The 19,061-nt window shown below is 65.0% G+C and carries 21 protein-coding genes; 7 read left to right on the top strand and 14 right to left on the bottom strand.

Annotation, left to right across the window (positions count from 1 at the left end):
• Nucleotides 1-2 precede the first annotated feature (2 nt).
• Entirely contained in the window at nucleotides 3-1,772 is a 1,770-nt protein-coding gene (locus tag AC1VNY_RS01655; protein ID WP_482403855.1) for a branched-chain amino acid ABC transporter ATP-binding protein/permease, read from the top strand.
• On the top strand, nucleotides 1,769-2,500 hold the full coding sequence (locus AC1VNY_RS01650; protein WP_482403854.1) for an ABC transporter ATP-binding protein: 732 nt from the start codon (nucleotides 1,769-1,771) through the stop codon (nucleotides 2,498-2,500). Before AC1VNY_RS01655 ends, AC1VNY_RS01650 begins: the two co-directional genes overlap by 4 nt.
• Before the next feature lie 252 nt (nucleotides 2,501-2,752).
• Here AC1VNY_RS01650 and AC1VNY_RS01645 read toward each other — a convergent pair whose 3' ends face one another.
• The 9 genes from AC1VNY_RS01645 to AC1VNY_RS01605 all read right to left on the bottom strand — a co-directional run bounded on the left by AC1VNY_RS01645 (nucleotide 2,753) and on the right by AC1VNY_RS01605 (nucleotide 11,902).
• On the bottom strand, nucleotides 2,753-3,904 hold the full coding sequence (locus AC1VNY_RS01645) for an ABC transporter substrate-binding protein (protein WP_482403853.1): 1,152 nt from the start codon (nucleotides 3,902-3,904) through the stop codon (nucleotides 2,753-2,755).
• A 166-nt stretch (nucleotides 3,905-4,070) separates the two neighbouring features.
• On the bottom strand, nucleotides 4,071-4,490 hold the full coding sequence (locus tag AC1VNY_RS01640) for an acyl-CoA thioesterase (RefSeq protein ID WP_050629566.1): 420 nt from the start codon (nucleotides 4,488-4,490) through the stop codon (nucleotides 4,071-4,073).
• A gap of 63 nt (nucleotides 4,491-4,553) precedes the next feature.
• Nucleotides 4,554-5,315, bottom strand: a complete 762-nt coding sequence (locus AC1VNY_RS01635; RefSeq protein ID WP_461193962.1) for an SDR family NAD(P)-dependent oxidoreductase — start codon at nucleotides 5,313-5,315, stop codon at nucleotides 4,554-4,556.
• 20 nt (nucleotides 5,316-5,335) lie between these two features.
• Complete coding sequence (locus tag AC1VNY_RS01630; RefSeq protein ID WP_482403852.1) at nucleotides 5,336-7,207, bottom strand: feruloyl-CoA synthase; 1,872 nt, start codon at nucleotides 7,205-7,207, stop codon at nucleotides 5,336-5,338.
• The gene (locus tag AC1VNY_RS01625) at nucleotides 7,204-7,998 is read right to left on the bottom strand and encodes a crotonase/enoyl-CoA hydratase family protein (RefSeq protein WP_482403851.1); all 795 of its coding nucleotides are present in this window, start codon (nucleotides 7,996-7,998) and stop codon (nucleotides 7,204-7,206) included. Before AC1VNY_RS01625 ends, AC1VNY_RS01630 begins: the two co-directional genes overlap by 4 nt.
• A 393-nt stretch (nucleotides 7,999-8,391) precedes the next feature.
• Nucleotides 8,392-8,853 (bottom strand): DUF3237 domain-containing protein, encoded by a 462-nt coding sequence (locus AC1VNY_RS01620; RefSeq protein WP_482403850.1) that lies wholly within the window; start codon nucleotides 8,851-8,853, stop codon nucleotides 8,392-8,394.
• Between the two features lie 4 nt (nucleotides 8,854-8,857).
• Nucleotides 8,858-10,174, bottom strand: coding sequence for a TRAP transporter large permease (locus AC1VNY_RS01615; RefSeq protein WP_482403849.1), 1,317 nt, complete (start codon nucleotides 10,172-10,174; stop codon nucleotides 8,858-8,860).
• A gap of 6 nt (nucleotides 10,175-10,180) precedes the next feature.
• A complete protein-coding gene (locus tag AC1VNY_RS01610; protein ID WP_375790089.1) occupies nucleotides 10,181-10,690 on the bottom strand; it encodes a TRAP transporter small permease in 510 nt (169 codons plus the stop codon).
• Between the two features lie 189 nt (nucleotides 10,691-10,879).
• On the bottom strand, nucleotides 10,880-11,902 hold the full coding sequence (locus AC1VNY_RS01605) for a TRAP transporter substrate-binding protein (RefSeq protein WP_026191954.1): 1,023 nt from the start codon (nucleotides 11,900-11,902) through the stop codon (nucleotides 10,880-10,882).
• A 280-nt stretch (nucleotides 11,903-12,182) separates the two neighbouring features.
• Between AC1VNY_RS01605 and pobA the strand changes: the two genes are divergently transcribed.
• Both pobA and AC1VNY_RS01595 read left to right on the top strand, forming a co-directional pair.
• Complete coding sequence (gene pobA, locus AC1VNY_RS01600; protein ID WP_482403848.1) at nucleotides 12,183-13,352, top strand: 4-hydroxybenzoate 3-monooxygenase; 1,170 nt, start codon at nucleotides 12,183-12,185, stop codon at nucleotides 13,350-13,352.
• Nucleotides 13,353-13,641: 289 nt separating this feature from the next.
• The gene (locus AC1VNY_RS01595; protein ID WP_461192565.1) at nucleotides 13,642-14,097 is read left to right on the top strand and encodes a PaaI family thioesterase; all 456 of its coding nucleotides are present in this window, start codon (nucleotides 13,642-13,644) and stop codon (nucleotides 14,095-14,097) included.
• Here AC1VNY_RS01595 and AC1VNY_RS01590 read toward each other — a convergent pair.
• Nucleotides 14,094-14,987, bottom strand: a complete 894-nt coding sequence (locus tag AC1VNY_RS01590; protein ID WP_482403847.1) for a LysR family transcriptional regulator — start codon at nucleotides 14,985-14,987, stop codon at nucleotides 14,094-14,096. The two genes, AC1VNY_RS01595 and AC1VNY_RS01590, sit on opposite strands and share 4 nt — an antisense overlap.
• Nucleotides 14,988-15,106: 119 nt before the next feature.
• Here AC1VNY_RS01590 and AC1VNY_RS01585 point away from each other — a divergent pair, with 119 nt between their 5' ends.
• Nucleotides 15,107-15,742 (top strand): pyridoxamine 5'-phosphate oxidase family protein, encoded by a 636-nt coding sequence (locus AC1VNY_RS01585; RefSeq protein WP_482403846.1) that lies wholly within the window; start codon nucleotides 15,107-15,109, stop codon nucleotides 15,740-15,742.
• Here AC1VNY_RS01585 and AC1VNY_RS01580 read toward each other — a convergent pair.
• Together AC1VNY_RS01580 and AC1VNY_RS01575 are read right to left on the bottom strand one after the other, a co-directional pair.
• The gene (locus AC1VNY_RS01580; protein ID WP_482403845.1) at nucleotides 15,739-16,470 is read right to left on the bottom strand and encodes a glutathione S-transferase family protein; all 732 of its coding nucleotides are present in this window, start codon (nucleotides 16,468-16,470) and stop codon (nucleotides 15,739-15,741) included. The genes AC1VNY_RS01585 and AC1VNY_RS01580 overlap by 4 nt on opposite strands.
• Before the next feature lie 64 nt (nucleotides 16,471-16,534).
• Entirely contained in the window at nucleotides 16,535-16,768 is a 234-nt protein-coding gene (locus AC1VNY_RS01575) for a hypothetical protein (RefSeq protein ID WP_028336548.1), read from the bottom strand.
• 196 nt (nucleotides 16,769-16,964) lie between these two features.
• Between AC1VNY_RS01575 and AC1VNY_RS01570 the strand changes: the two genes are divergently transcribed.
• Nucleotides 16,965-17,663 carry a helix-turn-helix transcriptional regulator gene (locus AC1VNY_RS01570; RefSeq protein WP_482403844.1) on the top strand — a complete coding sequence of 233 codons (699 nt, stop codon included), beginning with the start codon at nucleotides 16,965-16,967 and terminating at the stop codon, nucleotides 17,661-17,663.
• Nucleotides 17,663-17,998, top strand: coding sequence for a YkgJ family cysteine cluster protein (locus AC1VNY_RS01565; protein WP_482403843.1), 336 nt, complete (start codon nucleotides 17,663-17,665; stop codon nucleotides 17,996-17,998). The genes AC1VNY_RS01570 and AC1VNY_RS01565 overlap by 1 nt, the downstream gene beginning before the upstream one ends.
• Nucleotides 17,999-18,089: 91 nt before the next feature.
• On the opposite strand, the gene AC1VNY_RS01560 is transcribed toward AC1VNY_RS01565, so the two are convergent.
• On the bottom strand, nucleotides 18,090-18,497 hold the full coding sequence (locus AC1VNY_RS01560; protein ID WP_028339096.1) for a hypothetical protein: 408 nt from the start codon (nucleotides 18,495-18,497) through the stop codon (nucleotides 18,090-18,092).
• Nucleotides 18,498-18,668: 171 nt separating this feature from the next.
• Entirely contained in the window at nucleotides 18,669-19,022 is a 354-nt protein-coding gene (locus tag AC1VNY_RS01555; RefSeq protein WP_080686645.1) for a DUF3307 domain-containing protein, read from the bottom strand.
• Nucleotides 19,023-19,061 lie beyond the last annotated feature (39 nt).

Below are 19,061 nucleotides of genomic sequence, written 5' to 3'. Positions count from 1 at the left end.
CGATGACGCAGCGCCTTCCCCTCATCATCTTCGCACTTGTGATGGCGGTGATTCCGCTTGTCCCGGGCATCCCGCCGTTCTGGATCGTGCTGCTCGACAATATCGGCCTCGCCGCGCTGGTCGCGATGGGCCTCGTGCTGCTCACCGGCGTCGGCGGCCTGACCTCGTTCGGCCAGGCCGCATTCTGCGGCTTCGGCGCCTACACCACGGCGGTGCTGACCACCGCCTACGGCGTCTCGCCCTGGCTGACGCTGCCGGCTTCGCTCCTGGTCAGCGGCATCGCGGCCGTGCTGCTCGGCATCGTCACGGTGCGGCTATCCGGCCATTATCTGCCGCTCGGCACCATCGCCTGGGGCATCGGGCTGTTCTATCTGTTCAGCAAGCTCGAATTCCTCGGCCGCAACGACGGCATCTCCGGCATTCCGCCGCTGTCGATCGGCTCGTTCAAGATGCTGAGCCCGGATGCGATCTACTATGCGATCTGGGTCGCGGTGCTGCTCTCCGCGCTGCTGACCATGAACCTCTTGGACTCCCGCACCGGGCGCGCGATCCGCGCCTTGCGGCGCGGCCATGTCGCGGCCGAAGCGTTCGGCGTGCAGACGCCGCGCGCGAAGCTGTTGGTGTTCATCTATGCCGCGGTGCTGGCCGGCCTGTCCGGCTGGCTCTATGCGCATTTCCAGCGCGCCGCCAACCCGACGCCGTTCGGCGCGCAGGCCGGCATTGAGTATCTGTTCATCGCCGTGGTCGGCGGCGCCGGTTACGTCTGGGGCGGCGTGCTTGGCGCCGGCATCGTCGTGATCCTCAAGGAGGTGCTGCAGAGCTACCTGCCCTACATCTTCGGCGGCCAGAGCCAGCTCGAGACCATCGTGTTCGGCATCATGCTGGTGCTGCTGTTGCAGCTCGCGCCTCAAGGCGTCTGGCCCTGGCTGATGTCGCGGCTGCCGTTCAAGCCCGCCCGCAAGATCCTGGACACGTCCGTGAAGCTGGAGCACCGCGAACGGGCGCCCGGAACGTCTCCGATCCTTCTGCACATCGACAAGGCGCGCAAGCAGTTCGGCGGCGTGCTCGCGGTCAACGACGTCTCGTTCGACGTCAACGCCCGCGAGATCGTCGCGCTGATCGGCCCGAACGGCGCCGGCAAGAGCACCACCTTCAATTTGATCACCGGCGTCCTGACCGCAACCGGCGGCAAGATTTCCGTGCTCGGCAACGAGGTCGCGAATGCCCCGCCGCAGGAGGTGGTCAAGCTCGGCGTCAGCAGGACCTTCCAGCACGTCAAGCTGGTGCCCGACATGACTGTGCTGGAGAACGTCGCAATCGGTGCGCATCTGCGCGGCAATTCCGGCGCGATCTCCAGCATGCTGCGACTCGACCGCGCCGATGAGGCGAGACTGCTGGCGGAAGCGGCGCGCCAGATCGCGCGCGTCGGGCTGTCCGACCAGATCGACCAGCTCGCGGGCTCGCTGTCGCTCGGGCAGCAGCGCATTGTCGAGATCGCCCGCGCGCTGTGCGTCGATCCGATGCTGCTATTGCTCGATGAGCCGGCCGCCGGCCTGCGCCACATGGAGAAGCAGCGGCTGGCTGCGCTGCTCCGGCAGTTGCGCGACGGCGGCATGTCGGTGCTGCTGGTCGAGCACGACATGGGGTTCGTGATGGATCTCGCCGACCGCATCGTGGTGCTCGATTTCGGCACCAAGATCGCCGAAGGCACGCCGGCCGCGATCAAGCGCAATCCCGACGTGATCAAGGCCTATCTCGGAGCCGCCGCATGAGCGCGCTGCTATCGGTTGCCGACGTCCACATCTCCTACGGCAAGGTCGAGGCCGTGCGCGGCGTCTCGCTCGACGTCGCCGACAACGAGATCGTCACCATCATCGGCGCCAACGGTGCCGGCAAGACCACGCTGCTCAACGCCATCATGGGTGTGCTGCCGCTGAAGGGCCGCACCACCTTCGCCGGCGTCGACATGGCCCCGCTCGATATCGAGGACCGCGTCGCAACGGGCCTGAGCCTGGTGCCCGAGCATCGCGAATTGTTCGGCACCATGAATGTCGAGGACAATCTCGAGCTCGGCGCCTTCCGGATCGCGAAGGCTGTCGCGGCGGTCTCGCTGGAGCGGGTCTACACGCTGTTTCCGCGACTCAAGGAGCGGCGCAAGCAGCTTGCCGGAACGCTGTCCGGCGGCGAGCAGCAGATGCTGGCGATGGGCCGCGCGCTGATGGGCGCGCCGAAGCTCTTGATGCTGGACGAGCCGAGCCTCGGCCTCGCCCCGATCATTGTCGCCGACATCTTCCGCATTGTCGGCGAGCTTCGCGCAGCCGGCGTCTCGGTGCTGCTGGTCGAGCAGAACGCCCAGGCCGCATTGCAGATCGCCGACCGCGCCTATGTCATGGAGCTCGGCGAGTTCGTGCTGTCGGGCACCGCCAAGGACATCGCCGCCAACAAGGGCGTCGCCGCAAGCTATCTCGGCTTCCAGCACGAAGGCGAGAGCGCGATTTAGGGCTGGTGTGCGGCGATACTGCCAACGCGGATAGACCTTCACCCCACCTCGCCGCGCATGCAATGCGCGGCGATCCTCCCCTCCAGGGGAGGATGAAGGGAAGCACGTCCACCAGAAACCACTGCTTACCGCGCTTGCATTCGCGTAACACTTGCGCTCCACTTCACCCTCCCCTGGAGGGCCCTCCAGGGGAGGATAAGAAAAAGCCGGCCCATCGGGGCCGGCTTCTTCGTTTCGCGGATCGCGACCGGCTCACATCGCCGGGACGTATTTGCCGTCCTTGACCGTCAGCAGGATGCGCGAGCGGTCGTCGAGGCCGTAGCGGTCCTTTTCGGTCCAGTTATAGACGCCCTGGGTGGCGACGATCTCCTTCTCGGAGATGAACGCCTTGCGGATGCCTTCGCGGAACTCCGGCGTGCCGGGCTTGCCGGCCTTCAGCGCCACCGGGATGACACGCTTCAATACCTCGAAGGCATCGTAGGAATGGCCGGCGAACTGGCTGCGGCTGTTGGCGCCGTACTTTGCTTCATAGGCGGTGTTGAGCGCAAGCCCAGGCTTCTTGGTCAGCGCGCTGTCGGCTTGCGTTTCCGGCGACATCACCGGGCCCGCCGACATGATGACGCCTTCTGCGGCCGCACCCGCGATGCGGATGAAGTCCATGCTGGCGGCGCCGTGGGTCTGGTAGATCAGGCCCTTGTAGCCGCGCTCGCGCAGCGCGGTCTGCGGCAGCGCCGCGGCGGTGCCGGAAGCACCGACCAGGATGGCGTCGGGATTGGCGGCGACGAGCTTCAGCACCTGGCCCGCGACCGAGGTATCCGGACGCGCGAAGCGCTCCTCGTCGGTCATGGTCAGGCCCATCGGCACGGCCTGCGCCTTGAAGTCGTTGACCCAGAGGTCGCCGTAGGAATCCGAATAGCCGATATAGCCGACGGTCTTGATGTTGTGCGCCTTCATGTGCTCGTAGAGCACCTTGCCCATGATCGGGATCGACTGCGGCAGATCGACCGACCACTTCATGCGCGCGTCGTTGATCGGGAACGGCGCGAGGCCGAGATGCGGGATGCCGGCCTCGTTGGCGACCGTCGACACTGCGATCGAGGGCGGCGTGGTGCAGGAGCCCATGATGATGTCGGCCTTCGACTCCGTGACGAAGCGCCGCGCATTGGTGGTCGCAGCCGTCGGATCGCCGCCGTCGTCGAGCACGATCAGCTTCAGCGGCACGCCGCCGATCTCCTTCGGCACGAAATCGAGCGCGTTGCGCTCCGGAATGCCGAGCGCCGCGGCCGGCCCCGTGGTCGAGATCGAGATGCCGATGGTGATTTCATTGGTCTGCGCCAGTGCGGGCGCGCCCGGCAGCGCGATGGCTGCTGCGAGCACTGCTGCGGCGAGAGTGGCCTTCCTCATTCATTCCTCCCTGCGGATAAGTTTTTTGGGTTTAAACCAGTTTTGCGGGCCAATTCAGCCCCTTCTTTAGAGCATGATCCGGAAAAGTGGAAACCGGTTTTCCGGGAGGATCATGCTCCGAAAGTCGAGTTATGAGGGGCTGCGAGTCAGGACCTTCATGCACACGTCAGCCCTTCATGAAGCGGTCAATGATCTCCTGCGGAAACGGCGCCGATTTCAACCTGGCGGGATCGTCCGGGTGGCGGCCGACCAGCACCCTGGTCTCGAACGCCTCGATCGCCAACGCCTCGCCCTTGAACACGCGGTGCACCACCTCGAAGCTCGAGCGCTTGATGCTCTCGATCCGGCTCTCGATGGTAATCCAGTCGCCATGGGTCGACGGGATGTGAAATTTCGCCCGCGTGTCGACCATGGGAATGCCGACCAGGCCATATTTGTGGACGAGGTCCTGCTTCGAGCAACCGGCGGCTTCGAACATGATCGAGGTCGAATCGTCGAACATCGCGAAATAGCGCGGGTAGTAGACGATGTTGGCGGGGTCGCAATCGCCCCACTGGATCTGCACGTCGCGCCGATTGACGAACATGGTTTGTCCTCGATTGAGCGTGAGCGATCCGGAAGGGCGGCTCGCGCTCTTCCGGATCATGCTTCAGCGCGGCGCCATCCGGAGCGCGGCATCGAGCCGCACCACTTCACCGTTCAGATAGGGATTGTCGATCATGTGCAGCGCCAGCGAGGCGAACTCGTCGGCCTGGCCGAGCCGGCGCGGGAACGGGATCGCGGCGGCGAGCGAATCCTGTGCTTCCTGCGGCAGGCCGGCCAGCAAGGGCGTCATGAACAGGCCGGGCGCGATGGTCAGCACGCGGATGCCGAATTGCGCGAGCTCGCGCGCGATCGGCAGCGTCATCGCGACAATGCCGCCCTTCGAGGCCGAATAGGCCGCCTGCCCGATCTGGCCGTCATAAGCGGCGACCGAGGCCGTCGAGATCACGACGCCGCGCTCGCCGGTTGCGAGCGGCTCGAGCTTGGCCATGTCAGCGGTCGCAAGCCGCAGCATGTTGAACGAGCCGATCAGATTGACCTTGATCACCTTGTCGAAATCGGCGAGCGCCATCGGCCCCTCGCGGCCGATCACGCGCTTTGCCACCCCGATGCCGGCGCAATTCACCAGCACGCGGGCCGGGCCATGCGCCTTGGCGGCGGTCGCGACGGCGGCTTCGGCCGCCGCAGCATCGGCGACGTCGCAGACAACCGGAATACCGCCGATCTCGGCAGCGACGCTTTCGGCGAGCTTGGCGTTGAGGTCGCAGACCGCGACCTTGGCGCCCTGCGCGGCGAGACGGCGCGCGGTCGCAGCACCCAATCCCGATGCGCCGCCGGTGACGATGGCGGCCTGGTCCTTCAACTGCATGGCTTTCTCCTGTTCGAGAACTAGACTGACGTGATCACCGATGCCGGCGGCACCGGCGCATAGAGCGCTTCGATGATGTCCGTGCGATGCTCCAGCACCGCGCGCTGGTTGATCGAGCCCTTGTCGGTGACCTCGCCGCGATCGATCGACAGCGGCGTGTCGAGCAGGATCGCGCGCGCGATCCGGTTCGACGAGCCGGTGGCGCCGGCAAGGACGCGCGCGAAGCGCTCGCGGAAGGCCGCCCGCACCAGCGGATCATTGGCCGCGGCCGCGATGTCATTGGCGACCAGCGCCGGATTGATCAGGCGGCAGCCATCGAGATCGAGGATCACGATCGCCGCAAGCTCGTCGCGGTTGAGCCCCGCGATCACGACGTCGCGCACCAGCGGCGCGCAGGTGCCGACGAAGCGCGCCCGCAGCGGCCCGACGCTGACCCAGGTGCCGCTCGCCAGCTTGAAATCCTCGGCGATGCGGCCGTCGAAATTGAAACCGGCATCGAGATCGCTCGCGTTAGCGGGCTTCAGTGCGTCGCCAAACTTATAAAAGCCTTCCTCGTCGAACGCCTTGGCGGTCAGCTCGGGCTGCCGCCAATAGCCCGGCGTCACGTTCGGGCCTTTGGCGCGGACCTCGAGCTTGCCGTTGTTCGGAACGAGCTTCGCGTCGTTGCCCGACACCGGAAGCCCGACATGGCCGGAGCGGCTGGTATCGGGGCGCACCGACATGAAGAACGGCGAGGTCTCCGTGGCGCCGAGGCCGGTCAGCATGGGCACGCGATAGCCCTTCTCCTGCACGGCGAGCGCATCGAGACTGTTCCAGATGAACGGCGACAGCGCGGCGCCCGAGAAGAACATCGCATGCAGCCGGTCGAAGAATTTTGCCCGCAGACCGGCGTCGTCGCGCAGATAGGGCAGCAGCGATTCATAGCCCTTGGGCACGTTGAAATAGACCGTCGGCGAGATCTCGCGCAGGTTTCGCACGGTCTCCTCGATGCCACCGGGCATCGGCTTGCCCTCATCGAGATACATCGAACCGCCGTTATAGAGCGTCAGCCCGACATTGTGATTGCCGCCAAAGGTGTGATTCCACGGCAGCCAGTCGACGATCACAGGCGGCTCGTCCTTGAGGAACGCCAGCGTCTCGCGCAGCATCACCTGGTTGGCGCAGATCATGCGCTGGGTATTGATGACGGCCTTGGGATTGCCGGTCGACCCCGACGTCAGCAGGAATTTCGCGATCGTGTCGGGACCGATAGCCGCATTGGTCGCATCGAGGCGCGGGTCTTCCGGCGTCGCCATGAGGCCGGCAAGGCGCGTCACCTCACGGCCGGGCACGGTGCCGCGGCTCGCGGCGATCTCGACACCGGGTTCGACATTGGCACGCAGCGCATCGGCAAACTTGTCGGCATCGTCGACGAAGATGAGGCCGGGCGTCAGAAGCTTGATGACGAAGCTGAGCTTGCCATAGTCGCGCGACACCAGCGAATAGGCCGGCGACACCGGGCAGAACGGAACGCCGGCATAGAGCGCGCCGAGTGCCATCAAGGCATGATCGATCGAATTGCCCGACAGGATCACGATCGGCCGATCGGCCGACAATCCGCGCGCGATCAAGGCGGAGGCGATGCGCCTGATAGCCTCGAGCAATTGCGCGTAGGTGATCTGCCGCCAGCCGCCGCCGGCGGCACGTTCGGCCATGAACACGCGGTTCGGCTCGGCCTTCGCCCAGTGATGAAGGCGATCGGTGAGGCGAACCGGAAAATCCGCGAGGCTGAGCTTCGGACGGAGATAGATCGTGCCGTCGTCGCGGCGCTCGACGGTGACGTCGGGATTGCCGAACGAGATCGGGCGCAGCGGATGCGCGGTGCTGGCGGTTGCAGACGGCGCGGCGCTCATGTCGGCTTCACCTTGGCGGTCTTGCGATCCAGGAACGCGCGGATCCGCTTCTTGGCTTCCCTGTCGCTCTGCGCCACCGTCGCCATCAGCGATTCCATCAAGAGGCCGGTCTGCGGATTGGCCTCGGCGATCATCGGCAGCGCCTGCAACACGGCGAAGTTGGTCAGCGGCGCGTTGGCGGCGACGCGCTCGGCAAGCTCCAGCGCTTTCGGCAGCGCGCCGTCTGCCTCGGTGAGGTATTGCGAGAAGCCGTAGGCGGCGCCCTCGGTCGCCGAATAGACCCGGCCGGTCAGCATCATGTCGGCCATCCGCGGCACGCCGATCAGGCGCGGCAGCCGCACCGATCCGCCGCCGCCGACGAAGATGCCGCGCTGGCCCTCGGGCAGCGCGAAATAGGCTGACGGCTCGGCGACCCGGATATGCGCGGCGCAGGCCAGCTCCAGCCCGCCGCCGATCACGGCGCCCTTCAGCGCGGCGATAACCGGCACGCGGCAATACTGGATGCGGTCGAACACGCGGTGCCACATCTGGGAATGCACCAGGCCCTCGGTGGCATCGCGCTCGGTCAGTTCGGAGAGGTCGAGGCCGGACGAGAAGTGATCGCCGATACCATGGATGACGACGGCGCCGACCGCGTCCGGTATCGCGGAGAAGCAGTCCCGCAGCGCCAGGATGATGCCGTCATTGAGCGCATTGCGCTTGGCGGGACGGTTGAGCCCGACCGTCAGCACCGCCCCCCGCGTCTCGATCCTGAGCAGCGAGGCGTCTCCCCCGCCGGCAGAGTTTCCCATGGCGTTATTGTTTCCTGTTCAGAATAGTTATGTTTTATAACGATTAGGGGGAGAGTCAATATGGGCGCGCCCGGCTGTCGAGTCCGTCATCCCGAGGTGCACGCGCAAGCGGCCTCGAAGGATGCGCGGCCCGGCTGGTGGCCGTCGACCCTTCGAGACGGCCGCAGTGCGGCCTCCTCAGGGTGACGGTGATGGAGTTGATACGCGCAACTCCCCCACCACCCGTCGTCCCTGCGAAAGCAGGGACCCATAACCACCAATGATTATTGTTGGACGATGACGGAACGACGGGTCCCGTTCACAACACAGGCCGCGGAGTATGGGTCCCTGCTTTCGCAGGGACGACACCGAATGTTGGCGGATCCCGGCAGGTGAGACGGCAAGTGTGCGAAGCTAAAGCACCTGATGCACGTCGATCACGACGCGGTCGGCGTGGCGGGCGGCGGAGCCTATGAAAATGTGCTGCATCAGCCAGCGGTAGTTTTCGGCGCCGGTTTCGAATTTCGGCACGGTGCGGAAATAGATCAGCTTCGAGTCGACCGGCTCGCCGCGCTTCAGCTTCTGCAACAACTCGACCGGCCCGAAGCGGATGCCCTTGTTCTCGACATAGACGACGGCGCCGTCGTCGGTCTCGAACGCATATTTCGCCTCCAGCTCGATCAGCTCATTGGGCCGGATGATCTGGAAGTCCGCACCGAACGGCAGCACGTTGCCGTTGACCTTCTCGCCCCTCACCTCGCCGCCGATGATCGGAATGATGCGGCGGACACCGGTGCCGATGTCGCCGGCGGACGTCACCTCCGCGATCCGCGCCGTGATGGTGAAGACGTATCTGGTCTCAAGCTCGGGATTCATGGGCCTAGCCAATCATGCGCTGCGGCAGCCAGGTCGCAAGCAGCGGGAACAGGATCAGGATCACCAGCCGGATCAAATCGGTGATCACGAACGGCAGCACGCCGACAAAGATTGTCGACATGTTGACGTCCTTGATGACGCTCTTGATCACGAACACGTTCATGCCGACCGGCGGATGGATCAGGCCGAGCTCGACCGTCATGACGATGATGATGCCGAACCAGATCGGATCGAAGCCGAGCGCGGTCACCACCGGAAACACGATCGGCACGGTAAGGATCACCATCGCCATCGCGTCCATCAGGCAGCCGAGCACCAGATACATCAGCAGGATCAGCGCCAGCACGCCATAGGGGCCGATGCCGAGCCCGGTGAGGAATTCGGTGACGTGCTGCGGCGTCTGCGTGATGGTGAGGAAATAGCCGAAGCAGAGCGCGCCGATCAGCACCGTGAACACGGCGGCCGCGGTGCGCGTCGCCTGCAGCAACGATTGCAGGATGCCTTCCCTGGTCAGCTTGCCACGGAGGACACCGATGATGAAGGCGCCCACCGCGCCGACCGCGCCGGCTTCGGTCGGGACAAAGAAGCCGCCATAGAGCCCGCCGATCACGAACAGGAACAGCAGCAGCGGCGACCAGACGTCACGCAGCGCGACGAAGCGCTCGTGCCACGACGCTTTCTTTCCCGCCGGCAGGAAGCCGGGCCGCGTCACGCCGATGATGCCGATCGTGATCATGTGCATCAGGATCGCTAGCAGGCCCGGCACCACGCCCGCGATAAATAGCTTGCCGATATCCTGCTGGGTGATGATGCCGTAGACCGCGAGCACGGTGGACGGCGGCAGCATCGCCCCGAGCGTGCCGCCGACCGCGATCACGCCGGCAGCGAATGATTGCGGATAGCCGAAGCGGCGCATCTCGGGATAGGCGACGGCCGAGAAGGTCGCCGCGGTCGCGACCGACGAGCCCGAGATCGCGGCAAAGCCGCCGCAGGCGGCGATGGTCGCAATGCCGAGCCCGCCCTTCCAATGGCCGACAAAGGTGTTGGCGGCGCGGAACAGCTCGCGGCTGATGCCCGAGACGGACACGAAGGCGCCCATCAACAGGAACATCGGGATCACGCCGAAGGAATAATCCGTCACCGTGCGCATCGTGGTCTGGCCGACCAGCTTAAGCGCCGGCGCGAAGCCGGTGAGATAGCCAAAGCCGGTGATGCCGACGAGGCCCATCGCCATGCCGACGGGGACACGGAGCAGCATCAGCACGAACAGGCTGACAAAGCCGATGACGGCGACGGTCTCGGGACTGAGGTCGAGACTCATGGCCGTCTACTCCGCGGTCTTGATCTTGGCATCATGGATATCTTCCGGATGGAAGATCAGGCGGTAGGTGCGGATCGCGATCAGCAGCACCGCGGAGACATCGCCGATCCACGACACCAGGAAGAACGGCCAGACCGGAACGCCGAGATCCATGGTGACGATATGGCTGTTCCTGGTGTCGATCACCTTGTCGACCAGCGTGTAGGTCTGCACGCTCACCACGAACAGCAGCACCAGCGTCGCGAAGATGTCGATCCAGCGCTGGTGGCGCGGCGAGGCGTTGGCCCAGACCAGATCCACGGTGATGTGGGTGCCGCGATAGCTGGTCGCCGCAATGCCCCAGAAGATCAGGATGCCGAGCAGGAACTGGCCGAAATTGTAGTAGTCGGGGATCGTCACCGCGAAGAATTTTCGCATGAACACCGCGGTGAAGGTGTTGAGCGCGACGACGCCGACGAAGAAGGCCGCGACCCATTCGATCGAATCGATGAAGCGGTCCATGAAATTCTTGCGCACCGGCTCGGGTGGGCCGGTGATCGCGCCGTCTGGGGAAACTTCGGAGTTGGCAGCCATGGTTCGATATCCCACCCCGCGTCATGGCCGGGCTCGTCCCGGCCATCCACGTCTTCGTTTCCGTTGAGAAGTAAGGCGTGGATGCCCGGGTCAAGCCCGGGCATGACGACCTCATTTGCCTCGGCGGCTCGTCTAGATCCCCGCCTCGTACTTCTTCAGCGTGGCCTGCAGATCGGCGTCGATCTTTGCCGCATCGCCGCCGGCCTTCTTCACCGCCTCGGCCCAGCTGTCGCGCAGCGGCTTGACCGCCTTCTTCCACTCGGCGAGCTGATCCGATGTCAGCGGATAGACCTCGTGGCCTTCCAGCGCCTTCATCTTGGTGCGGCCATTGGCTTCGAAATCGGTCCAGGGGTCGGTGACCTTCGAGGCCCATTCCGGCGTGCAGTGATCGTCGATCACCTTCTTCTGGGCAGCCGACATCGAATTGTACTTGGCGAGGTTCATGTTGTAGGTGAACACCGTCGAATAGAGCGGCACGTCCATGTGGTACTTCACCACCTTGTCGATGCCGAACAGGAAGATCGAGCCCCAGGGGAAGGTGATCTCGTCGGCCACGCCGCGCTCGATCGCGTCGCGCGATTCCGGCGCGGAGGCCTGCACATTGGTGCCGCCGAACATCTTCACCATCTCGCCGATGGTGCTCTGCGCGGGACGCACCTTGACGCCGGAGAGGTCGCTCGGCAGCACGATCTTCTTCTTGCCGTGCAGCGCGCCCGGATCGTGGATGAAGGCGAAGCACAGCTTGGTGTCCTTCATCTCGGTCGGCGCATATTTGTGGTACCACTCGTTCAGCGCCAGCGTGCCCTTCTTGCCGTCGGAGAAGGTGAACGGAAGCTGGCCGGCGGCCGCGATCGGGAAACGGCCGGGCTGATAGCCGGGATTGACATAGGTGACGTCGGCGATGCCGTCGCGCGCCATGTCGTAATGGTCGAACGCCTTGCCGAGCTGCTCGGACGGAAACACGGTGACCTTGATGGTGCCGCCCGATGCCTTCTCGATGTCGGCGGCCCAGGCTTGCGTCGCCGGCACCAGCGGATGTGCCGGCGGCACCCATAGCGACACTTTGAGATTGACGGTCTTGTCCTGCGCGACGGCAGGTCCCGCGGCCGGCACGATGGCGGCGGCCATCAACACCGCCAACACTGTCTTCCTCATCACGTCTCCTCCTCTCCAGGACGGGCTTGGTGCCCGGTCTCATTACTTAACATGTTATCTAATTCGGACGGATATTCAAGACGAAATCCGCCGCGCGGACGCCTCGTCGCACCCTCCGCCCCGGTCCGCCCCCGCCGCATCTTGCGCTGCGGTGAACGAGCGTCCCGCGCAAATCCGCCTTGCCAAAACCGTTATATGATATAGTTGCCTTGGCAAGTTGACGGCGCGCGCCGCGGCGCGGGCACCGGCTAAAAGCCTATCCGATCGGGAGGACAAGGTATTGCGGACAAAAGTAGCAATCATTGGCGCAGGTCCGGCCGGACTGTTGCTTGGGCAACTACTTCATACTTTCGGCGTAGACAACATCATTCTTGAGCGGCAGACCCCGGACTATGTGCTGGGGCGGATTCGCGCCGGGCTGCTCGAGGAAGGCACCGTGTCGCTGCTCGAGAGCGTCAGCGCCGCTGCCCGGCTGCACCAGGAGGGCCTGGTCCATCACGGTCTCGAGCTGGCGTTCGGCGGTGCGCGGCACCGCATCGACCTGCATGGCTCGACCGGCAAGACCGTGACCATCTACGGCCAGACCGAGGTCACGCTCGACCTGATGAATGCCCGCAAGGCCGCCGGCCTGACCTCGATCTACTCGGCGGCCGACGTCAAGCCGCTCGATTTCGACACCGATCATCCGCGCGTCAGCTACGTCAAGGACGGCGTCACCCACGAGATCGCCTGCGATTTCATCGCCGGCTGCGACGGCTTCCACGGCATCAGCCGGGCCAGCGTACCGGCTTCGGCGATCACCAGCTACGAGCGGGTGTATCCGTTCGGCTGGCTCGGTATCCTCTCCGAGACGCCGCCGGTCTCGCCGGAGCTGATCTACAACAATCACGAGCGCGGCTTTGCGCTGTGCACGATGCGCTCGTCCCACCGCAGCCGCTATTACGTGCAGTGCCCGCTCGACGATCATGTCGACCAATGGTCGGACGATCGGTTCTGGGACGAATTGAAGCGGCGGCTCGACCAGAAGGCCGCCGACGAGATCGTCACCGGCCCCTCGATCGAAAAGAGCATCGCGCCGCTGCGCAGCTTCGTCGCCGAGCCGATGCGGTTCGGCCGCATGTTCCTGGCCGGCGACGCCTCGCACATCGTGCCGCCGACCGGCGCCAAGGGCCTCAACCTTGCCGCCAGCGACGTGCATTATCTGTCGCAGGCGCTGCGCGAATATTACGACGAGAAATCCTCCGCCGGCATCGATGGCTATTCGGGACGCGCGCTGGCGCGGGTCTGGAAGGCGGTGCGCTTCTCCTGGTGGATGACCTCGATGCTGCACAAATTCCCCGACGAGGGCGAATTCGCCGCGCGCATCCAGATCGCCGAGCTCGACTACCTCGTCAGCTCGAAGGCGGCCTCGACCTCGCTGTCGGAGAATTATGTGGGGCTGCCGTTCTAGGCGAGCTCGCTGTTTCTTTCGTCGAGCAACCTCTCCGTTACACACTCAGCCGTCATACCCCGCGCCTGCGGGGTATCCAGTACGCCGCGGCTTCTCGATTCATGCCGTGCGGTCTCTGGAATACTGGATCGCCCGGTCAAGCCGTGCGATGACAGCAGGAGATTGTGGCGACAGGCCCGCGCTGCATTCAAACACCTGCGCAAATCCCGTTTAAAACTTTGTAGGCGGTGAAACCGTCATCGACATCGCGTTCAATGGCGTCAACCCAAAGCCATATGCGAGCTTTCAGATGAGCACCGATACGCAAGTCGTCCCCGATACTCCCCAGGACGTCCCTCAAGGCTTCGAGCCGCTGTTCCGCAAGAGCCCGCTCACCGAGCCCTGGGAGCCGCTTTACCAAAAGAAGACCGAGCGGGCCGTCATCATCGGCCTGCGGCTGGCGAGGCCGCACACCAACGGCCGCGGCCTGATCCATGGCGGACTGATCGCAGCCCTTGCCGACAACGCGATGGGCTATAGCTGCGGCCAGGCGACCGGCTGGACCACCTCGTTCGTCACGATCTCGCTCGCGGTCGATTTCGTAGGCTCCGCCAATGTCGGACAATGGCTCGCGATCGAGAGCGACGTGATCAAGACCGGCAGCACGATCTGCTTCGCGCAGAGCCTGATCAAGGCCGACGGGGTGACCATCGCGCGCGCCAACGGCACCTTCCGCGTGGTGCCGAAGAAGCCGCCGGTGAGCTAGTCGAAATACCAGTCGGTGATCTCGGTCACGAGATCGATGAAGGTCCGCACCTTGGCCGACAACAGCCGCGTCGTCGGATAGACGACATGGATCGGCACCGCCGGCTGCTCGAACTCGGCGAGCACGATTTGGAGCCGCCGCGCCTTCAGCGATTCGGCGGCCTGGTAGGCCATCACTCGGGTCAATCCGCCGTCCTGCTCGGCATACTGGATGGCGGCGTCCGAACTGTTGCTGGTGAAGCGCGGCGTAGGGGTGATGCGGATTTCGCGGCCATCCTCCATGAAGCGCCAATCCGGCGTCGCGGTCATGGCGCCGAACTGAATCGTGTCATGGGTGGTGAGGTCTGCCGGCCGCTTCGGCCTGCCGCGAAGCTTGAGATAGCCGGCCGACGCCACCACGATGCGGCGCATCCGGCCGACATGCCGCGCCACCAGCGTCGAATCCGGCAGGTGCCCGATCCTGACCGCGAGGTCGACGCCGTCCTCGACCAGATTGATCCTGCGATCCGACAGCCGCAGGTCGACGCCGACATCGGGATAGCGCTTCAGGTAAGCGCTCACGACTGGGCTGACATGCAGCCGCCCGAAGCCGAACGGCGCCGAGATCACGAGGCGGCCCTCGGGGCGGGTGCGCTCGCTCTCCACGGCGTCCTCAGCTTCCTCGACATCGGCGAGGATCCGGCGCGCCCGCTCCAGATAGCGCGAGCCGGCGTCGGTCAGCGTCACCTGCCGCGTGGTCCGCTGCAGCAGCCGCGCGCCGAGCCGCTCCTCCAGCGCCGCGATCAACCGCGTGATGGCGGACGGCGACAGGCCGAGCTTGCGGGCGGCGGGGGCGAAACCCTCAAGGTCCGCCACCGCGACGAAGGCCTGCATGGCATCGATCCGGTCCATGGCACTATTGCATAATCGGCAACAGTGAAGTGTCAATGCACAAGATTGCTTACGATCTGGGAACGTCCATTTTAAGCGGCGAGGACAACCGCTTAAGGCGCCCGTCACGGGAGGCTCCGATGTCAGATGGTCATAGCTATGCGAGCGACGTCGCATTCAGTCCGGCGGTGAAGGCGATCCAGACCCGCAAGGGCTCGCGCGCCACCTACGCCGAGGTCGAGGCACATGGCGGCTGGCGCACCGAGATCGACGAGAACCTCGCCGGCTTCCTCGGCGAGGTGAACAGCTTCTATCTCGCGACCGCGTCGGCCGACGGTCAGCCCTACATCCAGCATCGCGGCGGGCCGAAGGGCTTTCTCAAGGTGCTCGACAAGCACACCATCGCGTTCGCCGATTACAGCGGCAACCGCCAGTTCATCACCCAGGGCAATCTGTCGGAGAATGCCAAGGCGTATATCTTCGTGATGGATTATGCGCACCGCCGCCGCGTCAAGCTGTGGGGCGAGGCACGGGTGGTGGAGGACGATCCGGCGCTGACGCGCGCGCTGATGCCGCTAGGGTACCGGGCGCGGCCCGAGCAGGTGATCCTGTTCAAGGTCACAGCGTGGGACACCAACTGCCCGCAGCACATTCCGCAGAAGTTCGACGCGGCCGACGTGGCGGCAGCGCTGGCCTCGCGCGACCAGCGTATTGCCGAGCTCGAGGCGGAGCTCGCCGCGTTGAAGGGCGAGCCCGCTGCTGTGGCGCCGGCTTAGGCCGCCTGCTGCTGCAGCGGCGCCCAGGCGAATTCCGGATAATATTGCCGCATCATCCGGCCGACATAGGCGGTGAGATTGTCGAACTTCTCGGTGCGCTCGCGCAGCGGCGAATCGAAGAACGGGGTGAGAATTCCCGCCAGCGCGCCGAACGCGGTGGCATCGGTGCCGCACGGCGCATCGCCCATCAGATACGGCTTGTCGCCGAGTTGCACCGACAGCGCGAACAGCGAGCGGATCGCGAGATCGACGTCTTCGTCCGGCCCGTGGCGGCCGAGCCCGCTCAGCAGATAGTTCTCGGCAACGCGGAACTGGGCGTCCTCGCGCATCTTGTCGCGCATAAGGTCGGGCGCGCCGTCGAAGAAATGCGCGGGCCCCTTGGCGAAATTGGTGTCGTCGACCCAGCGCGCGCCGACCAGCGCCCAGTAGACGTGATGCTCGATCATGCGCTCGAAGGCCCAGGCCTGGGCGCGCGCCTGCAGGCTGAGCGGCGCGTCGAAGTCGAAGCCGTATTTGCCCTCGATATGAGCGCGGATGAAGGTCGAATCGGCGATCGTCTCGCCGTCGTCGGCGATGAACGGCAGCTGGCCCTTGGGAGAGGCCGGCGGCATCGCCTTCTCCTTGCGATAGTCGAGCCCGGCCATCTTGAGCTGGACCTCGGTTTTGGTCACGAAGGGGCTGATTTCCGGCAAGCCGAAGCCCGTGCCAAAGCCAAAAAGCGTAATCATATGAAGCTCCCGATCGCCTGTGGTCGTGAATTGAAGCTAGCCGTCCCCTGCTGCCAGCATGGTGTCAGCAGTAGTGGCATTCACTGTCGAACGGGCCGACGGGTGCGAGGCGGCGAACCGCCTCGCGAACGCGCTTGACCAGCCGTGCCCGCCCGTAGGACCAAACCGTGCTGATCGACTGTGCGATCAGCGCGACCAGGGCCCAGCGCAGGTCGCCGGAGGTGGAGTAGACCGTGACCAGCTGTTCCAGCGCAAAGCCTTGCGCCTGCCGGAAACCGAGTTCGTCAAGATTCGTCATGGACAAATTCCCTTCACTTGAGGTGTTGTCCTGATATAGCCCCCACCTGCTGCCAACATGCTGTCAGCAGCAGCCGGACGGGACCCAGAAAAGTCTGCGCACCGAGAGACCACGAGACCCGTCAAGACACTCGTCAAGACAGCCGCCGAGAGAGCTGACAAAGACACGTGCCAAGAGAGCGATCGAGAGAGTTGCCATGAGACGCGCCGACCGGCTGTTTCAGATCATCCAGGTGCTCCGCCGCACCCGTAAGCCTTTGACCGCCGATGCAATCGCAGCCGAGCTCGAGACATCGAAGCGGACGATCTATCGCGACATCGCCAGCCTGATCGAACAGCGGGTGCCGATCCGCGGCGAGGCCGGCATGGGCTACATCCTGGAGAAGGGATTCGACCTGCCGCCCTTGATGCTGACACCCGACGAGATCGAGGCCTGCGTGCTCGGCGCGCAATGGGTGGTCGGCCACGCCGATCCGGCGCTGGCGCGCGCGGCCGAGGACCTGATGGCCAAGATCGCCGAGACCGTGCCCGACCGGCTGCGGCCGTTCGTGCTGGAGCCGGCAAGCCGGGCCCGCTCGGCCTGGAACCGGGAGCCAGACCGCATCGACATGGTCAGGACCCGCAGCCAGATCCATGAGGGCAAGAAGATCACGCTGAACTATCGCGACGAGCATGGCCGCGATAGCGAGCGCACGATCTGGCCGATCGCGGTCGGCTATCACGAGGCGGTGCGGCTGCTCGCCGCCTGGTGCGAGCTGCGCAGGGATTTCCGCAGCTTCCGCATTGACCGCGTGGTCACGGCGGTCTATCACGACGAGAAATATCCGGAGCGGCGCGACCTGCTCAGGGCGCGCTGGCGGCGCAGCCTGGTCTGGGAAGCGCCGAGGGACACCTGATGGCCGACGACACGATCGACGCGGCCGACGGAAACCCCTGCCAGTCCTGCGGTGCCTGCTGCAGCTATTCGGAGAACTGGCCGCGCTTCACCATCGAGGACGACGCGCAGCTCGATCTGATCCCGGCGCGATTCGTCAACGCGCGACAATCAGGCATGCGCTGCGAGGGCGACCGCTGCTCGGCGCTAGCGGGCCGGGTCGGAGAAGCAACGCGCTGCGAGATCTACGCGGTGCGGCCGGAGGTGTGCCGGACCTGCCAGCCGGGCGACGCGGAATGCGCGATGGCGCGGCGCCGGCACGGGCTGCCGCTCATCCCGAGCGTGCAGCCGGGTTGAGCACGGCTCTTTTATTTGCGCATGATCTCCGCGCAAACGCGTTCCGCGTTTGTCGCGAGGGAAAACCGGTTTCCACTTCTCCGGATCATGCTTAAGCCGTCACGGTCACCGTCTCGCTGACGTCCTCGTCGTCGAGGTCGTCATCGACAACAGGCGCGAAGGTCGACAGCGGCTTGGTCGACAGCGTGATCGGCTTGCGGCCGCCATGCGAAACGGTCGCGGCGCGGACCGGCTCGCGCGACAGCGCGTAGAGCGTCGAGCCGACACGGCCACCGGAATTCACCAGCTCCCACTCGCTGCAACTCGACGCGATCGCGACCGCGAGTGCGTGCAGATGGCTGCGGCGATAGCAGAACAGCGCGAGCTGCGCCCTGACATCGGGCGCGACATTGGCAACCAGCAACGAGAGCCCGTTCGGATTGGCGCGATACATCTGGCCGAGCAGGTCGTCGGCAACCGGGCAGGCATCGTTCTCGAAGGCGTCGCGGCTTGAAAACATTTGCAAATCCCCCTCGATCGGGAAGATGCCGCGTAATCCTCTAACGAAAGGTTAACCACGGCCTCCGGTCGCTTCCGGAGGGTCTTGCCCGTTGCGCGCGAATCACATCCGCCCGCCGCGGCCCGGCTGGCTTCCTGGTCCAGGATGTGAGGAAAGGTGCGCGCGAACCGCTCAGTTCGCGGCCATGTAGATCGACAGCGCGAAGCCGGTGAGGTGGTGCAGCGCCTGGTCGACCCCGATCAGGGTCCAGAACCAGGGATGGCCGGATTCCAGCGTCACGCCGAAATGCGAGGCGCAGATGCCCTTGCAACGATCGACGATGATGTGGATCACGAAGTCAATGAAGGCGACGTACCAGAACCGCGGCGCCACCACCAGGATCAGCGCCAGCGCGACCGCGAGATGGACCAGGCAATGCGCCAGCAGCGGCATGGCCCAGCCGGTCTTCTGGTCCTTGCCGATCGCCATCCAGGCATTCTGCAGCATGAAGTCGGCGATGATGTGCTTTGCGGTGAGAAGCAACATCCATCCCACCAGGGCACCAACCGACACCGACGATGACAT

This window comes from Bradyrhizobium ferriligni (assembly GCF_056837965.1).
Note: the sequence above shows the minus strand (reverse complement) of the source record. Positions and strands in the feature narration are given on the sequence as shown.